Origin of the sequence: Streptosporangium sp. NPDC023615, assembly GCF_040640155.1 — a bacterium.
In the GTDB taxonomy this organism is placed as follows: domain Bacteria; phylum Actinomycetota; class Actinomycetes; order Streptosporangiales; family Streptosporangiaceae; genus Streptosporangium.
The window spans coordinates 1-19,601 of the sequence record NZ_JBFABE010000032.1 but is presented as its reverse complement, the minus strand read 5'-3'; the positions used below and the strand labels follow the sequence as shown (position 1 = coordinate 19,601).

Annotated in this window: 15 protein-coding genes; 11 read left to right on the top strand and 4 right to left on the bottom strand. The window is 71.4% G+C overall.

Annotated elements, in window-relative coordinates:
• Positions 1-233: 233 nt before the first annotated feature.
• Positions 234-1,073 (bottom strand): RecB family exonuclease, encoded by an 840-nt coding sequence (locus tag AB0G16_RS22115; protein WP_362807822.1) that lies wholly within the window; start codon positions 1,071-1,073, stop codon positions 234-236.
• Positions 1,074-1,240: 167 nt separating this feature from the next.
• On the opposite strand from AB0G16_RS22115, the gene AB0G16_RS22110 reads away from it, so the two are divergent.
• The 4 genes from AB0G16_RS22110 to AB0G16_RS22095 all read left to right on the top strand — a co-directional run bounded on the left by AB0G16_RS22110 (position 1,241) and on the right by AB0G16_RS22095 (position 5,926).
• Complete coding sequence (locus tag AB0G16_RS22110; protein ID WP_362807994.1) at positions 1,241-2,332, top strand: site-2 protease family protein; 1,092 nt, start codon at positions 1,241-1,243, stop codon at positions 2,330-2,332.
• Positions 2,333-2,489: 157 nt separating this feature from the next.
• Positions 2,490-4,025 (top strand): hypothetical protein, encoded by a 1,536-nt coding sequence (locus AB0G16_RS22105; protein WP_362807820.1) that lies wholly within the window; start codon positions 2,490-2,492, stop codon positions 4,023-4,025.
• A gap of 12 nt (positions 4,026-4,037) precedes the next feature.
• The gene (locus AB0G16_RS22100) at positions 4,038-4,475 is read left to right on the top strand and encodes a hypothetical protein (RefSeq protein ID WP_362807818.1); all 438 of its coding nucleotides are present in this window, start codon (positions 4,038-4,040) and stop codon (positions 4,473-4,475) included.
• Positions 4,472-5,926 carry an FHA domain-containing protein gene (locus AB0G16_RS22095; RefSeq protein ID WP_362807816.1) on the top strand — a complete coding sequence of 485 codons (1,455 nt, stop codon included), beginning with the start codon at positions 4,472-4,474 and terminating at the stop codon, positions 5,924-5,926. The genes AB0G16_RS22100 and AB0G16_RS22095 overlap by 4 nt, the downstream gene beginning before the upstream one ends.
• A gap of 190 nt (positions 5,927-6,116) precedes the next feature.
• Here the strand turns inward: AB0G16_RS22095 and AB0G16_RS22090 are convergent, their stop codons facing one another.
• The gene (locus AB0G16_RS22090) at positions 6,117-8,114 is read right to left on the bottom strand and encodes a cation:proton antiporter (RefSeq protein ID WP_362807991.1); all 1,998 of its coding nucleotides are present in this window, start codon (positions 8,112-8,114) and stop codon (positions 6,117-6,119) included.
• A 120-nt stretch (positions 8,115-8,234) separates the two neighbouring features.
• Between AB0G16_RS22090 and AB0G16_RS22085 the strand changes: the two genes are divergently transcribed.
• Positions 8,235-9,023 carry a serine/threonine-protein kinase gene (locus tag AB0G16_RS22085; protein ID WP_362807814.1) on the top strand — a complete coding sequence of 263 codons (789 nt, stop codon included), beginning with the start codon at positions 8,235-8,237 and terminating at the stop codon, positions 9,021-9,023.
• Between the two features lie 53 nt (positions 9,024-9,076).
• On the opposite strand, the gene AB0G16_RS22080 is transcribed toward AB0G16_RS22085, so the two are convergent.
• Positions 9,077-9,676 (bottom strand): TetR/AcrR family transcriptional regulator, encoded by a 600-nt coding sequence (locus AB0G16_RS22080; protein WP_362807812.1) that lies wholly within the window; start codon positions 9,674-9,676, stop codon positions 9,077-9,079.
• 87 nt (positions 9,677-9,763) lie between these two features.
• Here AB0G16_RS22080 and AB0G16_RS22075 point away from each other — a divergent pair, with 87 nt between their 5' ends.
• Complete coding sequence (locus tag AB0G16_RS22075; protein WP_362807809.1) at positions 9,764-10,696, top strand: PfkB family carbohydrate kinase; 933 nt, start codon at positions 9,764-9,766, stop codon at positions 10,694-10,696.
• A gap of 130 nt (positions 10,697-10,826) precedes the next feature.
• Entirely contained in the window at positions 10,827-12,050 is a 1,224-nt protein-coding gene (locus tag AB0G16_RS22070) for an aminotransferase class III-fold pyridoxal phosphate-dependent enzyme (RefSeq protein ID WP_362807807.1), read from the top strand.
• 197 nt (positions 12,051-12,247) lie between these two features.
• On the opposite strand, the gene AB0G16_RS22065 is transcribed toward AB0G16_RS22070, so the two are convergent.
• On the bottom strand, positions 12,248-13,378 hold the full coding sequence (locus tag AB0G16_RS22065) for a GNAT family N-acetyltransferase (RefSeq protein WP_362807805.1): 1,131 nt from the start codon (positions 13,376-13,378) through the stop codon (positions 12,248-12,250).
• Positions 13,379-13,646: 268 nt separating this feature from the next.
• On the opposite strand from AB0G16_RS22065, the gene AB0G16_RS22060 reads away from it, so the two are divergent.
• The 4 genes from AB0G16_RS22060 (at position 13,647) to dop (ending at position 19,508) form a co-directional block, all read left to right on the top strand.
• Positions 13,647-14,516 carry a tRNA (adenine-N1)-methyltransferase gene (locus tag AB0G16_RS22060; protein ID WP_362807803.1) on the top strand — a complete coding sequence of 290 codons (870 nt, stop codon included), beginning with the start codon at positions 13,647-13,649 and terminating at the stop codon, positions 14,514-14,516.
• 205 nt (positions 14,517-14,721) lie between these two features.
• Positions 14,722-16,485 carry a proteasome ATPase gene (gene arc, locus AB0G16_RS22055; protein WP_362807800.1) on the top strand — a complete coding sequence of 588 codons (1,764 nt, stop codon included), beginning with the start codon at positions 14,722-14,724 and terminating at the stop codon, positions 16,483-16,485.
• Positions 16,486-16,693: 208 nt separating this feature from the next.
• A complete protein-coding gene (locus AB0G16_RS22050) occupies positions 16,694-17,902 on the top strand; it encodes an acyltransferase (RefSeq protein ID WP_362807797.1) in 1,209 nt (402 codons plus the stop codon).
• A gap of 88 nt (positions 17,903-17,990) precedes the next feature.
• On the top strand, positions 17,991-19,508 hold the full coding sequence (gene dop, locus AB0G16_RS22045) for a depupylase/deamidase Dop (protein ID WP_362807794.1): 1,518 nt from the start codon (positions 17,991-17,993) through the stop codon (positions 19,506-19,508).
• The last annotated feature ends 93 nt before the right edge of the window (positions 19,509-19,601 follow it).

Here is a 19,601-nt window from a genome sequence, read left to right as displayed (position 1 = left end):
TCGCACGAGTCCCCAGGGAGCGTTTCGAGGGTACGTCCCCCTCTACGGCGATGCCGTTGTGGCCTCCCTCGAACCGCTTCTCGGCAAGCACGCGGGAATCACCCTCCCCTGACCCTGTGGGACTCCCGTGAGGCCGCGCCGGCGACTGGACTGAGGAGGACGGGGTCGTGAGGAACGAACGACCCCGTCCGACGAGGGAAGGAGCCGGATCCCAGCGGCCTCACCGCGACGCGTTAGCGTCGCCGTGACACAGTGTCGCCCGGTTGGCGGGCCGGGAGCGGTGGGGGAGTGCCGCCGAACTCCGGGCACAGGTCCTTGTAGTTGCACCAGCCGCACAGCCTGCTGGGCCGGGCGCGCCACTCGCCCGTCTCCAGGGCCCGCTCGATCGCCTGCCACAGGGCCCAGACCTTGCGCTCGGTGGCCAGCAGGTCGGCCTCGTCGGGGCTGTAGCGCAGGATCTCGCCTTCACCGCCCAGGTACATCAGCTGGAGCAGGCGGGGCACCGAGCCGCGCAGCCGCCAGAGCACCAGCGCGTAGAACTTCATCTGGAACAGCGCCCTGGCCTCGAAGGCGGGCCCGGGGGCGCTTCCGGTCTTGTAGTCGACGACGCGGACCTCGCCGGTGGGCGCCACGTCCAGCCGGTCGATGTAGCCGCGCAGCAGCAGGCCGCTGCCGAGCACCGCCTCCACGTAGAGCTCCCGCTCGGCGGGTTCCAGGCCGGTGGGGTCCTCCAGGGTGAAGTAGCGCTCCAGCATGACGCGGGCCCGCGCCAGCCACTGGGCGCGCTCCTGGTCGTCGCCGAACATCTCGGCGTACGACGGCTCCTGTTCCAGGAGCTTGCGCCACTGGGGCTCCAGCAGGTCCTGGGCCGCGTCGAGCGTCCGCTCGGGGGCGGGCAGATCGTACAGGCGTTCGAGAACCGAGTGGACCATCGTGCCGCGCACCATGGCGGGCGACGGCGGCTCGGGAAGCCGGTCGATCACCCGGAAACGGTAGAGCAGCGGGCACGTCATGAAGTCGCCCGCGCGCGACGGCGACAGGGCTCCGATGATCGTGGGCTCGGACGTCGACATGACCGCACTGTAGGTCACGCTGACGACAGTTCGCGCCCCGGACGCCCCGCGGCGTCTGCCGGGCCGCTCCGGCGCGTACCATCGAGGCCTGAGAGCGGAATTGAACGAGGAGTGGTGAGCCAGCGGTGAGCAGCGAGAGCCCGCGCCGGGACAGCCGGGGACTGCGGATGGGGCGTCCGTTCGGCATCCCGGTCTACGTCTCGCCGACCTGGTTCATCGTGGCGGCGTTCATCACCTACGTCTTCCAGCGCGTGGTGGCCTCCTGGCTGCCCGAGCTGAGCGTCCCGATGACCTACCTCGTCTCGTTCGTCTTCGCGGTGCTGCTGTACGTCTCGGTGCTCCTGCACGAGCTGGCGCACTGCGTGGTCGCCAGGATGTACGGCCTGCCCGTCCGGAGCGTCACCCTCTACCTGCTGGGCGGCGTCTCGGAGATCGAGCGCGAGCCGGAGACCCCGGGCCGGGAGTTCATGGTGGCCTTCGCCGGGCCGCTGCTCTCGCTGGGGCTGGCGGGGATCGGCTTCGCCGTCTCGCAGTTCGCCCCCCCGGACACGATCCCCGGCGTCCTGATCTTCCAGCTCTGGTTCTCCAACCTGATCGTCGGGATCTTCAACCTGCTGCCGGGGCTGCCGCTCGACGGCGGCCGCATGCTGCGGGCGGGCGTGTGGAAGGCCACCGGCAGGCCCGGCACCGGCACCGTCGTGGCGGCCTGGGTCGGCAGGGGGCTGGCCGTGGCCCTGGTCGTGATCCCCGTCGGGCTGGCCCTGGTGACCGGCCAGGAGCCCGACACGATCAACCTGATCTGGTCGCTGGTGCTGGCCTCCTTCATCTGGTTCGGCGCCACGCAGGCGCTGCGCGGCGCCCGGGTGCGGGCCCGTATCCCGCAGGTCAGCGCCCGCGCCCTGGCCCGGCGGGCCATCGTGATCACCGGCGACGTGCCGCTGGCCGAGGCCCTGCGCCGGGTGGTGGAGGCGCAGGCCGGGGCGATGGTCGTGGTCGACCACGAGGGCCGTCCCACCGGGATCGTCAACGGGGTCGCGGTGGAGGCCACCCCGGAGGTCCGCCGCCCCTGGGTGACGGCCGGTTCGCTCGCGCGCAGCCTGGAGCCGTCGCTGGTGCTGGCCGCCGACCTGGAGGGCGAGCCGCTGATCGACGCCATGCGCGAGTCCCCGGCGGGGGAGTATCTCCTGGTGGAACGCGGTGGCGAGATCTTCGGGGTGCTCGCCACGGCCGACGTCAACAGGGTGTTCAGCGGAGTTTAAGCGAACCACAGGTCGTTTACAGGCGTCTGACTGGATACTCGGCGTGAGAGGGACACCAGGCAGATCATGCCTGTTCGTCCCACTCGTTTTCAGCGTGTACCAGGACTAGGGTTTCGATCAGCGAACGGGCTGGTCACGTAGCTTAGGGACGCATCAATTGTCACCCCCCCACACCCCCGCTCCGGCCGGCGATCTGACGCCGGAGCTTCTCGGCACCCCCCAGTGGACCGACCACATGGTCGCGGCCGCCGGCATCCCCATGTACGACATCCCGTTCCTCAGCGTCGGCGGCGGCATCGGGTCCTTCGTGACCCTCGACTACCTGAGGATCTACGGGGTCCCGACCTCGCAGATGCGCGTGGTCTCCAACATCGACCACCCGTGGCAGACCTACGAGTTCCTCACCCGGTGCTCGCAGATCCCCCGCGGCGAGCGGATCCGCTCCGACTCCTCCTCGCGTCCGGACAACCTGTGGGGCTTCCCCTCCTACGCGCTGGAGGAGGCGTGGAAGGAGAAGAAGCCGTCCTACCTGTGGCAGATCCTCACCGAGCCGCTGCTGAACGACTACTGGACCCCGCGCGCCGGCACCGTCTTCGAGAACCTGGAGCGCGAGGCCAAGCGGATCGACTACTGGGACATGCTGGTCAAGGGTCAGGTGCGGATGGTCCGGCGCCGGGCGGGCGGCGGCTACTTCACCGTGGTCACCCCGCCGGAGGGCGCGGCGGCCACCAAGCGCATCATCTTCCGCTCGCGCTTCGTGCACATCGCGATCGGCTACCCGGGGCTGAAGTTCCTGCCCGACCTGCAGGAGTTCCGCACCAAGCACGGTGACTACCAGCACGTCGTCAACGCCTACGAGCCGCACGAGCAGGTCTACGAGTTCCTCAAGACGCGGCCGGGCACCGTGGTCATCCGGGGCGGCGGCGTCGTCGCCTCCCGGGTGCTCCAGCGGCTCTTCGACGACCGCGAACGGCACGGCCTGCAGACCCAGATCATCCACATCTTCCGCACCTTCGTCTCCGGTCCGCACGGCCCGCACGTCTGGTCGCGCCGCAAGGGCGGCCACGGCTGGGCCTACCAGGGCTTCAACTACCCCAAGTCGGTCTGGGGCGGCCAGCTCAAGGCCGAGATGCGCAAGCTGGAGGGCGCCGACCGGGCGAAGAAGTACAAGGAGATGGGCGGCACCAACACCCCCTACCGGCGGCGCTGGCAGGAGCAGATGCGCGCGGGCCGCAGCGGCGGCTACTACCACGCGGTGCAGGGCACCGTCGACCGGGTGGAGCGCGGCCCCGACGGGCGGCTGGTCAGCTACGTGCGCAGCAACGACGGCATCGTCCGCGAGCCGGTCTCGGACTACATCATCGACTGCACCGGCCTGGAGGCCGACATCGCCGAGCACCGCATCTTCGACGACCTGCTCCGCAACGGCGGGGCGGGCCGCAACCCGGTGGGCCGGCTGGACGTGGAGCGCCACTTCGAGGTGAAGGGCACGGCCAACGGCGACGGCGTCCTCTACGCCTCGGGATCGGCCACGCTCGGGGGGTACTTCCCCGGCGTCGACACCTTCCTGGGGTTGCAGATCGCCGCCCAGGAGATCGCCGACGACCTGGCACGGCGAGGGTTCGTCAAGAGGATGGGGCCGCTGCGCTCGACCGCGCAGTGGTTCAAGTGGGTCCGAAACGCGCCGGTGTAAGGAGTATTTCCCGTGGTTCCGACCCTCTTGGGCCGTATTCAGACGCGCCTCTTCATGCTCGCCACCCTCGGCGTGCTCGTCACCCTGCTGATCGTCCCGGTGCTCCCGGGACCCTCCGGGTCGCTCGCCGACCGTTATGTCAACGGACTGCTGGTCATCGCGGCCGTGGGGGTTCTGGGAGTCGTCTGGGAGCTGATATATCACTTCCTGATGCAGTTCAGATGGGAGAAGGACTGGCCGACCCTGTTCGGCCTGCTGACGCTCGTCCCGGAAGGCCTTGTACTGTACTTCTTGCTACGGTCCGGTGTGATCGACTTCATCGATCCGGTTCCGGCCGCGGCCTTCTGGACGCACTTCACCGTCGTCTGGGTGTGCATCTGGTTGGTGACGAACGGCCCCATGCGGGTGCCGTTCATCCGGTGGCGTTTCCGGGGAGGGAGAGTTCTGTGACCGACCAGGGCTTCGGGGTGGTGCGTCCGCTTCCGGGCAACGGGCTGGTGGCCCATGTGGGCGGCCTGCTGCTGGTGTGCGACGCGGCCGAGGCCGTCGTTGAGGATCTGCTGGGGGCGCTGCGGGAGACCGCGGGCTCCGGCGGCGACGGCAGGGCGCTGGCCCGCCGGGTCGCCCAGATCCTCGCCGTCATGATGGGCGAACCGGTGGCGTGCGCCGTCGCCGGGCCCGTCGGCGGCGGTGTGGCCGTCCTGGTCAGCGGCCCGGCGTTCGCGTCGGTGACCGGCTCGGCCGGCGAGATCCAGCTCGCGGGACGTGACGCGCTCACCTGGTCCGACCGGCTGGTGCCCGGCCCGGTGAGCCGGGTCGAGCTGCGCCTGCCGGACGCCGGGGCGGCGCACCCGCTCTCCACGCTGGACGCCGGGGTGATCGTCGCGGGCGGGGTCGAGTGCGACCTGACCGAGGCGCCGGTCCGCACGCCGGCGCCGCCGCGGACGGAGTCCGCCGCGTCCGGTGTCTCCGGCGCTGCGTCCGCCGCGCCCCACGCCCAGCACGTCGCGCCGCAGATGCAGGCCTCCACGCCCGCCCCCACCCCGATGCCCGCGCCGCCCGAGCGGGCGACGCCCCCCGAGTGGTCCGCCCCGCCCGAGACCGCCCCGCCGTACCCGATGGGGCAGGCCGAGTCCTCCCCGTCGAGGGCGGTGCCGCCGGCCGCGGAACCGCGGCACGAGCAGCAGCCGTCCCGGCCCCCCGGCCCCGAGCGGATCCACCCGGTGGAGACGCCTCCCCCTCCGCCCGGCCCCTCGAGGGCGCAGCACGAGGACATCGACACCGCCCTGTCGAGCGGGATGGGCGGCGACCCGATCGGCGTCGGAGGCCAGCCGTTCGAGTACGAGCTGCTGACGCCCGGTGGTTCGCGGCCCTCGGACGAGCGGCCCGTGGCCGTGGCCGAGCCCGATCCCGAGCCCGAGGCGCGCCCGCTGGTCTACGGGGTCGACTGCAAGAACGACCACTTCAACGACCCCCGCGTGCCCTACTGCGCGGTCTGCGGCATCGCGCTGGTGCAGCGCACCCTCGTCCCCTACAAGGGGCCGCGCCCGCCGCTGGGGGTGCTGCTCCTCGACGACGGCCTGACGCTGCGCCTGGACACCGACTACCTGGTGGGGCGCGATCCGGAGAGGGCTCCCGAGGTGGCCGACGGGTCGGTCCGCCCGGCCAAGGTCACCAGCCCCGACGGCTCGGTCTCCCGCCGCCACCTGCGGGTGGCGCTGGACGGCTGGGACGTCAACCTGGTCGACCTGGGGTCGGTCAACGGCACCCAGATCCAGCCGCCCGGCGACCCCAACTTCTACGACATCCCGCCGAACGAGCCGGTCGCGATCATGCCCGGCACCACCGTGCGGATCGGGGTCTCGCGGACCATGCGCTACGAGTCGCACCGCAACCGCTGAGAGCACCCGCGCCTTCTCCGGGCGGTACGGCCGTGGCCGTACCGCCCGTCGTGTTCCCGGGGTCCGCGGGACGGCGCCGGACTCACCGGGGCGTACCCGTTCGCACCGGACCCACCAGGTCGCACCGGAGTCGCACCGGAGTCGCACCGGAGTCGCACCGGGAGGCGTGCTCGGGGGCGGGCGCGGCCCGTCAGGGGCTCGGGGCCGGGGAGCCCGACGCGACCGGCCGGGCGGAGACGGCCGCGGCCCAGTCGACCGGGTCGGGATCCTGCTCGGCGCGGACCAGCAGGTGCGCGCCCGGGGGAGCGGCCGCGGTGTCGGGCGCCACGACCAGGGCGTCCGGCGGGACCTCGCCCGAGGTGGCCGCCACGCCGAGACGGGCCAGCCGCTGGGCCAGCGCCGAGGCACGGCCGCCGCCGACCACGACGAGCGGGCGTCCCGCCCGCAGCGCCAGCATGAGCGCCACGTGGGCCGCCGCGTCCCCTCCGGAGCCGTGGTGCACCGCCACCGGACCGCTCTCGGGGACGGTCTCGCCCTGTCCGGGCGCGCGCACGGTCACCACGCGGCAGACGGCGCCCTCGCGTATGCCGGCCTCGCCGGGAACGCCTGCGGGCAGCACCAGCAGGTCGGGCCGGGCACCGGAGACCAGCTCCGGCAGCTCGCCCGCGACGTCCGCGCTGAACCTGCTCACCACCCGGACGTCCGGGCCGTGCTCGCGAACCGTGGCGGCGAGCGCCTCCAGGTCGTGCAGGGTCTCGGCGAGCTCTGCGAGCTCGAAGGACAGGCCGCTGCCGACCTCCAGGTGGCCCGCCGGGTAGGGGCGCAGGTGACCGAGGACGACCTCGGACGGGGAGGTGGAGCGGGCCAGGGTGGTGGCCAGACCGGCCAGCGGGGCCTGCTCGGCGGGAGGATCGGGCACGATCACCAGCACCCGGTGGGCGGCGGTGACGCCGAGCGCGGCGCGCTCGGCCTCGGCGATGTCGCGGGCCACCCGCCGGTCGGGATAGATCCTGCTCACCAGCGGGCCGGTCATCGCGGTCGTGACCAGGGCCATGACCACCATCAGCGAGTACAGCTCGTCGTCCAGCACGCCCTTCTGCAGGCCGACGCTGAGGATCACGATCTCGGTGAGCCCCCGCGTGTTGAGCAGGGCGGCCAGCGCCCAGGACTGGCGGTTGGGCAGCCGCTGCGTGCGGGCGGCGGCGTAGGAGCCGAGCAGCTTGCCGCCGATCGCGACGGCCAGGATCGCGGCGAGCGTGCCCAGGCTCGACAGGTCGAGCTCACGCAGGTTGACGTTGAGCCCGGCCACCACGAAGAACATCGGCAGCAACAGCAGCACGGCGAGCTGTTCGAGCCGCTCCAGGATCTCGTGGTTGAGCCTCTCGGCGCCCTCGCGGGGCATCACCGCGCCGAACAGGAACGCCCCGAAGATGAAGTGCACGTGCATCCACTCGGTGGCCCACGACGACGCGATCAGGCCCAGGAGCACCAGCGACAGCAGACCGGGCGTCAGCCGCCCGGCCTTCTCGTACGCCGGGACCAGCCGGGCCAGCAACGGCTTGACCAGCAGGAACATCACCAACGCGTACGGAAGGGCGAGCAGGACCTTCCACTGGCCCTCGGCGTCCCCGGCTCCCGCGATGCCCACCACGACCGCGAGAACGGTCCAGGCGAGGACGTCGATGACGGCCGCGGAGGCCAGGGCGAGACCGCCGAGCTCGATCCGCTGCATCCCCCGGTCGGTGAGCACCCGGGCCAGCACGGGGAAGGCGGTGGCCGCCATCGCCGCGCCCATGAAGAGCACGAACGGCAGCGTCCTGCCACCGCCCACGTGGTCGCCCGCGACGGCCAGCGCGAGCACGCAACCCAGCACGAACGGCAGCACCGTCGAGCCGAGGGCCACGGTCACCGCGATCCGGCCCTTGCCCCTGACCAGCTTCTGGTCCAGCTCCAGGCCCACGACGAACATGAACAGCACCAGGCCGACGTTGGCCAGGGCCTGCAGCGGAGGCCGCATCTGCGGGCCGAACAGCTCGTCACCGATCAGCGGACCCATCAGGGTGGGACCCAGCAGGATGCCCGCCACGATCTCGCCGACGACCGACGGCTGGCCGAGCCGGCGGGCCAGCGCTCCGAACAGCCGCGCCGCCGCGAGGACGATGACGAGGTCGAGCAGGAGCAGGTCCATTTGCAGCACTGGGGAGCACGCTTTCCGTATGCGAAGAAAAGCCCCGAGAATGTCGAGGGCGACGTTACCGTGTGGTGAATGTCGCCGCGAACGTTGCGCGGACATGGAGGGAGACCGTTGGTGGAAGGCATCGCCGACTACGCGTTCATCCGGTCGTTGGGGGCCGGGAACCACGGCGAGTTCTACTTGGCGAAGAGGCCCGGGCGGTTGCCCGTCGAGGTGGACCTGGTCGCCGTCAAGGTGGTGGGAGGCACAGGGAACGACGCGTTCCGCCGCGCCACGCGGGAGCTGAAGGCGTTCGCCGCGGTGCGCTCGCCGTACCTGGTGCGGCTCTACGACGCCGGCCAGCAGGGCGGGGTGTTCTACTACTCGATGGAGTACCTGCCCGGCGGCTCGCTGGCGCGGCCCGCCGAGTCCCCCTCGCGCGAGCGGGTGCTCCGCTCGATCGCCTGCGTGGCCCACGCGGCGCAGGCGCTGCACGAGGAGGGCATCGTCCACCGCGACATCCGTCCCGGCAACGTGCTGCTCACCGACGACGGCGGCAAGCTGTCGGACCTGGGCCTGTCGCAGGTGCTGACACCGGGCGCGACGGTGACCGGGATGGGCGACATCGGCTCGGTCGAGTTCACCGACCCGGCGCTGCTGCAGGGGGAGAAGCCCACCCCGCCGGGTGACGTCTGGTCGCTGGGCGCGACCCTGCACTGGGCGGTGAGCGGCAACGGGCTCTACGGGGAGCTGCCCGTCCACGACCCGCTGCTGACCCTGCGCAAGGTGCACGGCACGCCGCCGTCGATCGACCCGGACCTGGAGCCGGAGCTGGCGGACCTGGTGCAGGCGTGTCTCGGCGACGTGGCCAAGCGCCCCACCGCCCGGGGGGTGGCCGACCGCCTCCACGCCCTGCTCGCCTGAGGAGCCGGGGCTCGGCGGGCCGGTCAGACCTCGGCGGGGCGCGGCAGGGGGCGTCAGGCCCCGGTGGGGCGCAGGCGTTCCAGCTCGGTGTCGAGCATCCGCTCCAGGCGCCCGGGCCCGAGCCTGCCGGGGTAGAGCAGGCGGTGCACGCTCAGGCCGTCGACCAGGGCCAGCAGCCGCTCGGCCACGTCGTCGAGATCCTCGCCGGTGACGATCTCCCCCTCCGCGGACGCCGAGCCGAGCAGGCTGCGTACCAGGTAGCGCAGTTCGTCGGCCTCGGCGCGCTGCGCCTCCAGCAGCGCGGGGCTGGTCATGCTCCTGCTCCAGAAACCGACCTCCAGCCCGCTCTCGGCGACGCGCTCCTCGTCCAGCGGGAGATTGTCGAGCAGGAGCTCGCGCAGGGCGGCCAGGCCGGTGAGGCCGGCCAGCTTGCCGCGCAATCGCTCCACGATGCGCCGGTGCGAGGAACGCAGGGCCGACAGCATGATGTCGTCCTTGTCGGCGAAGTAGTGGGTGAGCACGCCGTTGGAGTATCCGGCCTCCCTGGCGATGGCCCGGGTGGTGGCGGCCTCGATGCCCTCGCGCAGGATGATGCGGCGGGCCGCCTCGACGACCTCCTCGCGACGCTCCTCATGATCGACGATCTTCGGCATCTCGTTCTCCTCCCCCGGGGGACCGTTCCGTTGACATTTTAGTCGGTCGCCCGTCTATTATCCGCTCAAGACATGAGGAGGACCGTCATGACCGTCGTCACCCTCGGGGTGCACATCGTGGACGTGCTCGCCAGGCCGGTGGAGTCGATCCCCGCCGGGCAGGACACCCACCTGCTGGAGCAGATCCGGGTCACCGCCGCCGGAGCCGCGGCCGCGACCGCCGTCGACCTGGCCGCGCTCGGCGTGCCGGTCGCCTCGATGGGCGCGGTCGGCGACGACGAGCTCGCGGACCTGCTCGTCATGATGATGGAGCGGCGCGGCGTCGACGTGACCGGGATCGTCCGGAAGCCGGGGGAGCAGACCGCCGCCTCGATCCTGCCCATCCGCCCCGACGGCGGACGCCCGTCCTTCCACGTACCCGGCGCCAACCTGGGCCTGTCGACCGCCGACGTCGACCGCGAGCGGATCCTCGGCGCGCGGATCGTGCACCTGGGCGGCATGGACGCCACCTGGGGCCTGCACGACCCGGCGTTCTACGCCCTGCTGGACGAGGCGCGGGCGGCGGGCACGATCGTCACGATGGACCTGCTGTCCAACATGCCGGACCTGATGCAGGGGGTACGGGCCTTCCTGCCGCACGTCGACTACGTGCTGCCCAACGAGGAGCAGGCCCTGATGATGAGCGGCGCCTCCGGGGCCGAGGAGGCCGCGGCCGCCCTGCTGGCCGAGGGACCCTCGGCGGTCCTGGTCACGCTGGGCGGCGAGGGAAGCCTGATCGCCGACTCCGGCGGGCTCACCCGCGTCCCCGCCCTCGAGGTGCCGGTGGTCGACACCACCGGGTGCGGCGACGCCTACTGCGCCGGGTTCGTCGCCGGCCTGGCCGACGGCCTCGACGTGGCCGGCTCGGCCCGGCTCGGCACCGCGCTGGCCGCCCGGGTCGCCGGGGGACTGGGGTCCGACGCCGGGCTGACCGGGGCGCGCGAGCTCCGCGAGCGACACGAGCGACGCGAACCGGCGTGAGCCGAGGCGAACCCGCGCACCGGCCGGCCCCGCCCTCCGGGCCGTGAACCCCGGACCGTGGGTTCCAGGCCGTGACCTTCAGACCGTGACCTTCCCGACCGTGACCTTCCCGACCGTGAAAGGACGACGCATGTCCAACGACGCCGAACTCAGGGAGCGGGCCGCCAAGGTCGTCCCCGGCGGCATGTACGGCCATCTCAACGCGGCGCTGCACGGCCCGGCCTACCCGCAGTTCTTCGTGGGCGGCGAGGGCTGCCGCCAGCGGGACGCCGACGGCCGCGAGTACGTGGACCTCATGTGCTCCTGGGGGCCGGTGGTGCTCGGTCACCGCCATCCCGCGGTCGAGGCCGCCGTCGCGGCCCAGCTCGCCGCGGGCGACTGTCTCAACGGCCCCGGCCCCGTCTACGTCGAACTCGCCGAACTGCTGGTGGAGACCGTCCCCCAGGCCGACTGGGTGATGTTCTCCAAGAACGGTACCGACGCCACCACCCAGGCGCTGATGGTGGCCCGCGCCGCCACCGGCAGGCACAAGGTGCTGATGGCGCACGGCGCCTACCACGGCGCCGACCCCTGGTGCACACCGAGCACGGCGGGCACCACCCCCGCCGAGCGCGCCGACCTGGCCGAGTTCACCTACAACGACCTGACCTCGGTCGAGGAGGCGGCGGCGCGAACGGAGGGCGAGATCGCCGCGATCATCGTCACGCCCTTCAAGCACGACTCGTTCGAGGACCAGGAACTCGCCACGCCCGAGTTCGCCCGGGGAGTGCGGGCACTGGCCGACCGGCTCGGCGCCGCGCTGGTGATCGACGACGTGCGCGGGGGCTGGCGGCTCGACCTGGGCGGCTCCTGGGAGCCACTGGGGGTCCGCCCCGACCTGTACGCCTTCAGCAAGGCCATGGCCAACGGCCACCCGATCGCGGCCGTCACCGGCGTGGACGCCCTGCGCGCCCCCGCCCAGACGCTCTACACCACCGGTTCGTTCTGGTTCAACGCCGCCCCGATGGCCGCGGCCAAGGCCACGATCGAGACGCTGCGCGACATCGACGGCATCGCCCTGATGGAACGCGCCGGCACCCGGTTGAGGGAGGGCCTGGCCGCCCAGGCCGCCTCGCACGGCTTCACGGTCAACCAGACCGGTCCGGTGCAGATCCCCTGGCTCTCCTTCGAGGGCGACACGACCCTGGAGAAGGGCATGTTCTGGGCCGCGGCCTGCGTGGAGGAGGGCGTCTACCTCCACCCCTGGCACAACTGGTTCCTGTCGGCCGCCCACACCGACGCCGACATCGACCGGGCGCTGCAGGGCACCGACGCCGCCTACGCCAAGCTCAGGGCCCACTTCGGGGCCGACTGAGCCGACGCCGGCACGCCGGGCAGGACCGGTACGCCGGGCAGGGCCGGCGGGGAAGGTGCGGCCGATCCTCGTGCCCGGGCCGTCCCGGGCCTTTCCCGGGCCGCCCGGCGGCCGGTCGATCCTCCAGGACGTCCCCAGGGCGTCCGGGCGCTCGACGGCGGTCCCGGGTGTCCCGGCGGTCCCGGGTGTCCCGGTGGTCAGGGGCCGCCGGGGGTGTCCGGGCGGGGCGGGATGTCCTTCAGGCGGTACCACTGCAGGTCGTCCAGGCGCGTGCCGTCCGGGCCCGGCATCAGCCCGCGCATCACCGCCTCCTGGGTGAAGCCCGCCCGCCGCAGCACGGTCTGGGAGGCGAGGTTGCCGGGCGCGGTGCCCGCGATGATCCGGCCCAGGGGCGTGTGCTCGAAGGCCCATTCCACCAGCAGGTTCACCGCCCGGGTGGCGAACCCCCTGCCGCGGAACTCCGGCCGCATGCTGTAGCCCGTCATGGCCTGCCCCAGCGGCGGGATCACGCCGCTGAGCTGGATCTCCCCGGCGAACGCGCCGGTCGAGGCGTCCTCGATCACGGCCTGGAGCATCGTCCCGTCCAGCCAGGCCGCGCCCGCGGAGCGGCACCGGTCGCGGGCGTCCTCCAGGCTCGGCGGCTCGGGCGGGACGCTGTGCCTGACCACCTCCGGCAGGATCTGCAGCGCCTGGTAGTCGTCGGTGTCGGCCGCGGTGAGCGGCCTGAGCCGCACCGTCCCGTCGGTCAGCGAGCCGCCCGGGAACCACGGAAGGTAGGGCCGCACGGGCTCGCCGGAGTCGCCGCGCAGGCGCGCGAAGGAGACCAGGTCGCGGCGGGCGCCGTCACGCTGCCTCTCGGCGCCGCGTCGCACGCCCTCGCGCCGGAAGCCGGCGGCCATCGCCACCTGCTGGCTGGGGAGGTTCTCCACGTCGGCGAGCAGCTCGAGGCGCTCCACCCCGTGCTCCAGGGCCCAACCGGCCAGGGCCGACGCGGCGGCCGTGGCCACCCCGCGCCCCCGGGCCCACGGCGCCACCAGGTAGCCGATCTCGGCGGTGTCGCGCGGCAGCGGGGGCTTGAGGTCGATGCTGCCCAGCCACTCGTCCGTCTCCGGGTCCGCGATCGCGAACGCGGCGCCCCCGGCCTTCCAGATGCCCCGGGCCGACTCCAGGTACCGCAGCGTGTCGTCGTGGGTGTAGGGGACGGGGATCTGCGGGAGGAACCGGATGATCTCCGGGTCGGCGCAGGCCCGCGTGTTCGACTCGGCGTCACCGGCCGTGTGCGGTCTGAGTACGACGGGACCGGCGGGAATCACATCTTCTGGGAGCATAGGGCAACAGCTACCAGGTCCCGGGCGGTATCGGCCAACCGTTTAAGGAGTACCGGTTCCGGGCGGCCCCGCCCGCCACGGGTGCGACGCCCCGCCGGCCCCTCCCACCTCCGATGCCCGGCGCCCGGGTCCTGTCCCGGGCGCCCGGCTCGCCGGACCCGTGGGCCGGGTCCGTCCCGCCGTGGTCCCGCCACCTCGCGGGTTTCCCGCTCCCCGTGCCCGGACGGGGTGGGATGGGCCGCCGCCGGGCGCCGTTAACCTTGCGCTCATGGGTTTTCGCAGGCATGGGCCGTTTCAGGCCGGGGATCAGGTTCAGCTCACCGACCCCAAGAACAAGCGCCACACGGTGACGCTGAAGGAAGACGGCGTCTTCCACACGCACAAGGGCGGGATCCCGCACAGTGAGCTGATCGGCCAGCCCGAGGGCTCGGTGGTGCGTTCGTCCGGCGGCACCCAGTATCTGGCGTTCAGGCACCTGCTCCAGGACTACACGCTCTCCATGCCGCGCGGCGCGGCGGTGATCTACCCCAAGGACTCGGCGCAGATCGTCGCCATGGCCGACGTCTTCCCCGGTGCCCGGGTGGTGGAGGCGGGCGTCGGCTCCGGCGCGCTCACCTGCTTCCTGCTGCGCGCCGTGGGCGCCGAGGGCACCCTCACCTCGTACGAGCGGCGCCAGGACTTCGCCGAGGTCGCCACGAAGAACGTGGAGAAGTTCTACGGCGGGCCGATGGAGCAGTGGCGCCTGGTGGTCGGCGACTTCGTCGAGTCCCTCGACGAGAGCGACGTCGACCGGATCATCCTGGACATGCTCGCGCCGTGGGAATGCGTGGACGCCGCGGCCAAGGCTCTCACCCCCGGGGGTGTGATCTGCTGTTATGTCGCGACCACAACCCAGCTGTCGCGGACGGTCGAAACTCTCCGGGAGCACGGGAGTTTCACCGAGCCCCATGCGTGGGAGACCCTGGTTCGTGACTGGCATGTCGAGGGACTGGCCGTACGGCCCGACCACAGGATGGTCGGCCACACCGGTTTCCTGGTCACGGCGCGTCGCATGGCGGACGGCGTGACGCCGCCACCTCGGCGCAGACGCCCGGCGAAGGGGGCCAATGTCGAGGACTCCGCGACCTCCACCACCTGATGACGATTCGGATACGAGGACTCGTGAGAGAGTGACGCGCGAAACGACCCTCATGTTCATATACTTCTAGTACTAAAAGCACTAAAAGGGATTAATCATCGCGCACCTAATGTAGTCATACGAACACTGCTCGATCAGGTAAGGGGCAGCCCCCAGATGGGTAGGCTTTTGAGTAGTCGGTCTCGACTGGGAAGGAGGTGACGCCGTGGCAGCTCGCGACGACGCTGAGGCTCGTGCCGCGCAGCGCGAACGGGAGGTCGCCGACCTCACAACACAGGTCTCCTTCCTGCAGGAGGAGATCACCGCGTTGCGCAGGAAGCTGACGGAGTCTCCCCGGCAGGCCAGGGTCCTCGAAGAGCGTCTTCACGACGTCCAGGTGAACCTCGCGGCCGTAACGGGACAGAACGAGCGTCTGGTGGCCACCCTCAAGGAGGCCAGGGACCAGATCGTCGCCCTGAAGGAGGAGGTGGACCGGCTCGCGCAGCCGCCGTCCGGGTTCGGCGTTTTCCTCGAGGCCAGGGAGGACGGCACGGTGGAGGTCTTCACCGGTGGCCGCAAACTCAGGGTGAACGTCAGTCCCGCGGTGGAGGTCGACTCGCTGAAGCGCGGCCAGGAGGTCATGCTCAACGAGGCGCTCAACGTGGTCGAGGCCCTCGGGTTCGAGGACCTCGGCGAGATCGTGATGCTCAAGGAGCTCCTTGAGGACGGCCGGCGCGCGCTGGTGATCTCGCACGCCGACGAGGAGCGGGTGGTGAAGCTCGCCGAGTCCCTGCTCGACCAGCCGATCCGGGCCGGCGACTCCCTCCTGCTCGAACCGCGCTCGGGCTACGTCTACGAGCGCATCCCCAAGTCCGAGGTCGAGGAGCTCGTCCTGGAGGAGGTGCCCGACATCTCCTACGAGGAGATCGGCGGGCTCATGCGGCAGATCGAGCAGATCCGGGACGCCATCGAGCTCCCGTACCTGCACGCCGACCTCTTCCGCGAGCACAAGCTCCGCCCGCCCAAGGGCGTGCTGCTCTACGGTCCCCCCGGTTGCGGCAAGACGCTCATCGCCAAGGCCGTCGCCAACTCCCTGGCCAAGCAGGTCGCGGAGAAGACCGGCCAGTCCGGCAAGAGCTTCTTCCTCAACATCAAGGGTCCCGAGCTTCTCAACAAGTACGTCGGCGAGACCGAGCGGCACATCCGCCTGGTCTTCCAGCGGGCTCGCGAGAAGGCCTCCGAGGGCACCCCCGTGATCGTCTTCTTCGACGAGATGGACTCGATCTTCCGGACCCGAGGGTCCGGTGTCTCCTCCGACGTCGAGAACACCATCGTTCCCCAGCTCCTGAGCGAGATCGACGGCGTCGAGGGCCTGGAGAACGTCATCGTGATCGGCGCCTCCAACCGTGAGGACATGATCGACCCGGCGATCCTGCGGCCCGGCCGCCTGGACGTCAAGATCAAGATCGAGCGGCCGGACGCCGAGGCGGCCAAGGACATCTTCTCGAAGTACCTCATCGAGGAGCTGCCCCTGCACGCCGAGGACCTGTCCGAGAACGGCGGCGACCGCAAGGAGACCATCTCCGGCATGATCCAGCGGGTCGTCGAGCGGATGTACACCGAGAGCGAGGAGAACCGCTTCCTCGAGGTGACGTACGCCAACGGCGACAAGGAGGTCCTGTACTTCAAGGACTTCAACTCCGGGGCGATGATCCAGAACATCGTCGACCGCGGCAAGAAGATGGCGATCAAGCAGTTCCTCGAGACCGGGCAGAAGGGCCTGCGGATCCAGCATCTGCTGGCGGCCTGCGTGGACGAGTTCTCCGAGAACGAGGACCTGCCCAACACCACCAACCCCGACGACTGGGCTCGCATCTCCGGCAAGAAGGGCGAGCGGATCGTCTACATCCGCACGCTCGTGACGGGCAAGCAGGGCACCGAGGCGGGACGTTCCATCGACACCGTGGCCAACACCGGCCAGTACCTGTAGCGGCGCCTCGCCGGTCCCACGCGGACCGGCGGCACGCGTCCCCGTCCGGCGGCGCGGTTCCCCTCCCCGGGGAGCCGCGCCGCTGGCGTTCCGGGACCTGTTCCCACAGGTCACACGGGTACGCGGGAATCGACGTCCGTCACAGGGAACCCAAGTGATCGAGAAGCCGTCCAAGTGGCGTGCGTGAACATTCCGGTCCGGCCGCCGGGTGACCGGCGCGGCCCCGCGCGAGACGCCCCGGGAGGGCGGCCGTCTCGCCGAACTGGACCTGCTGCGTTTCACCGCCGCTCTGGCGGTGCTCGCCTTCCACTACTTCATCGCCTTCGCCTCGGTGTGGGGCGAGCGCCCGGCCGAGCTGTTCCCGGCGATCTCCACGATCTCCGGGCTCGGCATCCTCGGGGTCGAGCTGTTCTTCATGATCAGCGGTTTCGTGATCCTGATGAGCGTCTGGGGGAGGAGCCTGGGCGCGTTCGCCCTCTCCCGGCTGGTGCGGCTCTACCCGGCGTACTGGGTCAGCGTGGCCGTCACCGCCGCGGTCTACGGGCTGACCGCCGCCACCGCCCTGGACCCCAGGCTCGGCCCGGGGGAGTACGGCGTCAACCTGACGATGTTCCAGCGGGCCCTGGGCGTCCACGACGCCAACGGCGTCTACTGGTCGCTCTGGGTGGAGCTCCGCTTCTACCTGCTGATCTCGATCCTGGTGATCGTCGGGGTGACGTTCACCCGCTGCCTGGTCTTCATGGGCGTCTGGCTGCTGGCGGCCGGGTTCTTCGCCGGGAGCGAGGAGGCGTGGGTCGGTCTCGTGGTCATGCCCAAGTACGCGGCGTACTTCGTCGGGGGCATGGCGTTCTTCCTGATGACCAGGTTCGGCCCCCGGCTCGTGCTGTGGTGCCTGGCCGGGATCAGCGGCGGCCTGGCCGTCAGCGCGGCGCTCGACCGCGTGGCCGGGCGGGTGGACAAGGTCGGCTACGCCGCGATGCCGGTGCCCGACTGGGCCGTCGTCGCCACCGTGATCGGCTTCTACGTGCTGATGGCGATGGTGGCGCTGGGCTGGCTGCGGTGGCTGCGCTGGCGCGGCCTGGTGGTCCTGGGCGCGCTGACCTACCCGCTCTACCTGTTCCACACCGCGGCCGCGGTCGTGATCGTCCCGGCCCTGCGGGACACGCTGCCGCCCCCGCTGACCGCGCTGGTCACGGTGCTGGCCGCGATGGCCTTCTCCTACCTGGTGTACCGCGTGGCCGAGCGGCCCCTGCAGGAACTCGTCAGGTCCCGCAGGCGGAGGCGCGCCCCTGCCGGCCCGGCGCCGGCGTCCCCGGCGTCCCCCGGGTTCCCGGGGACCCCCGGGGCGTCTCCGGCGCCCGGGCAGCCGGGGGCCGCGATCCCCCTCGCAACGGGCGAAAAGGCCTCGGTGCCATAACTGTCCGACCACCGGGCATAGTGAAGGGTCTAGGGTCGGGAATAGACACCAGGCAGAGAAAACAGTCCCTGATGAACAGAGGGTGCGCATGACGGTACGGCGGGTGATGGGCATCGAGACCGAGTACGGCATCTCCGTGCCCGGACAGCCGGGGGCCAACGCGATGGTGACCTCCTCTCAGGTCGTGAACGCCTACCTGGCGGCCTCGGCGGCCCGGGTCCGGCGCGCGCGATGGGACTTCGAGGAGGAGAACCCGCTGCGCGACGCGCGCGGGTTCGACCTCGCGCGGGAGGTGGCGGACCAGAGCCAGCTCACCGACGAGGACCTCGGCCTGGCGAACGTGATCCTCACCAACGGGGCCCGGCTGTACGTGGACCATGCCCACCCCGAATACTCCACGCCCGAGTGCACCAACCCCCGGGCGGCGGTGATCTGGGACAAGGCGGGCGAGCGGGTCATGTACGACGCGGCGGTCCGCGCCTCGGCGATGCCGGCCAACGCCCCGATCCAGCTCTACAAGAACAACACCGACAACAAGGGCGCGTCCTACGGCTGTCACGAGAACTACCTCATGCGCCGGGCCACCTCCTTCGCCGACATCGTCCGGCACCTGACGCCGTTCTTCGTCTCCCGGCAGGTCGTCACCGGGGCGGGGAAGGTCGGCATCGGCCAGGACTCCCGCGGCGAGGGCTTCCAGATCAGCCAGCGCGCCGACTTCTTCGAGGTCGAGGTGGGGCTGGAGACGACCCTCAAGCGGCCGATCATCAACACCCGGGACGAGCCGCACGCCGACCCGGAGAAGTACCGGCGCCTGCACGTCATCATCGGCGACGCCAACATGTCGGAGATCTCGACCTACCTCAAGCTGGGGTCGACCGCGCTCGTCCTGGCGATGATCGAGGACGGTTACTTCACCCGTGACCTCGCGGTCGAGAACCCGGTGCAGGCGCTGCGCGCGGTCTCGCACGACCCCACGCTCAAGTACGAGATCTCGATGCGCGACGGCCGCAGGCTCACGGCCGTGCAGCTCCAGATGGAGTACCTGGAGCTGGCGCGCAAGTACGCCGAGGAGCGCAGCGTCAACGGCCTGGACGAGCCCACCAAGGACGTCCTGGAGCGCTGGGAGTCGGTCCTCACCCGCCTGGCGGACGACCCGATGCAGCTCTCGCGGGAGCTCGACTGGGTCGCCAAGCTGGAGTTGCTGGAGGGGTACCGCACCCGGGACGGCCTGCCCTGGTCGCACCCGCGCCTGCAGCTCGTCGACCTGCAGTACTCCGACATCCGGCCGGACCGGGGGCTGTACAACCGGCTGGTCGCCCGGGGCCGCATGCAGCGCCTGGTCACCGAGGAGGAGGTGCTCCGGGCCGTCGAGGTGCCGCCGAACGACACCCGGGCCTACTTCCGGGGCCGTTGCCTGAGCCAGTACAGCGAGTCGGTGGCCGCGGCCTCCTGGGACTCGGTCATCTTCGACATCCCGGGCAGGGAGTCGCTGCAGCGCGTCCCGACGATGGAGCCGCTGCGCGGCACCAAGGCGCACGTGGGCGAGCTGTTCGACCGCTGCCGTACCGCCTCGGAGCTGGTGACGGCGCTGACCGGCGAGCAGTGAGGTCTCCCGAGGGGGGAGGCGGCCCGGCCGGGCCGCCTGCTCTCCGACGAGGAGCTCGCCGCGCTGGTGGAGGAGGCCGTCGCCGAGAGCGGT

Coding starts and splice junctions, on each gene's coding strand:
- AB0G16_RS22065 (WP_362807805.1), bottom strand. CDS start 13,378: ATGCTCCCAGAAGATGTGATTCCCGCCGGTCCCGTCGTACTCAGACCG.
- AB0G16_RS22080 (WP_362807812.1), bottom strand. CDS start 9,676: ATGCCGAAGATCGTCGATCATGAGGAGCGTCGCGAGGAGGTCGTCGAG.
- AB0G16_RS22070 (WP_362807807.1), top strand. CDS start 10,827: ATGTCCAACGACGCCGAACTCAGGGAGCGGGCCGCCAAGGTCGTCCCC.
- AB0G16_RS22110 (WP_362807994.1), top strand. CDS start 1,241: ATGGGGCGTCCGTTCGGCATCCCGGTCTACGTCTCGCCGACCTGGTTC.
- AB0G16_RS22115 (WP_362807822.1), bottom strand. CDS start 1,073: ATGTCGACGTCCGAGCCCACGATCATCGGAGCCCTGTCGCCGTCGCGC.
- AB0G16_RS22090 (WP_362807991.1), bottom strand. CDS start 8,114: ATGGACCTGCTCCTGCTCGACCTCGTCATCGTCCTCGCGGCGGCGCGG.
- AB0G16_RS22075 (WP_362807809.1), top strand. CDS start 9,764: ATGACCGTCGTCACCCTCGGGGTGCACATCGTGGACGTGCTCGCCAGG.
- dop (WP_362807794.1), top strand. CDS start 17,991: ATGACGGTACGGCGGGTGATGGGCATCGAGACCGAGTACGGCATCTCC.
- AB0G16_RS22060 (WP_362807803.1), top strand. CDS start 13,647: ATGGGTTTTCGCAGGCATGGGCCGTTTCAGGCCGGGGATCAGGTTCAG.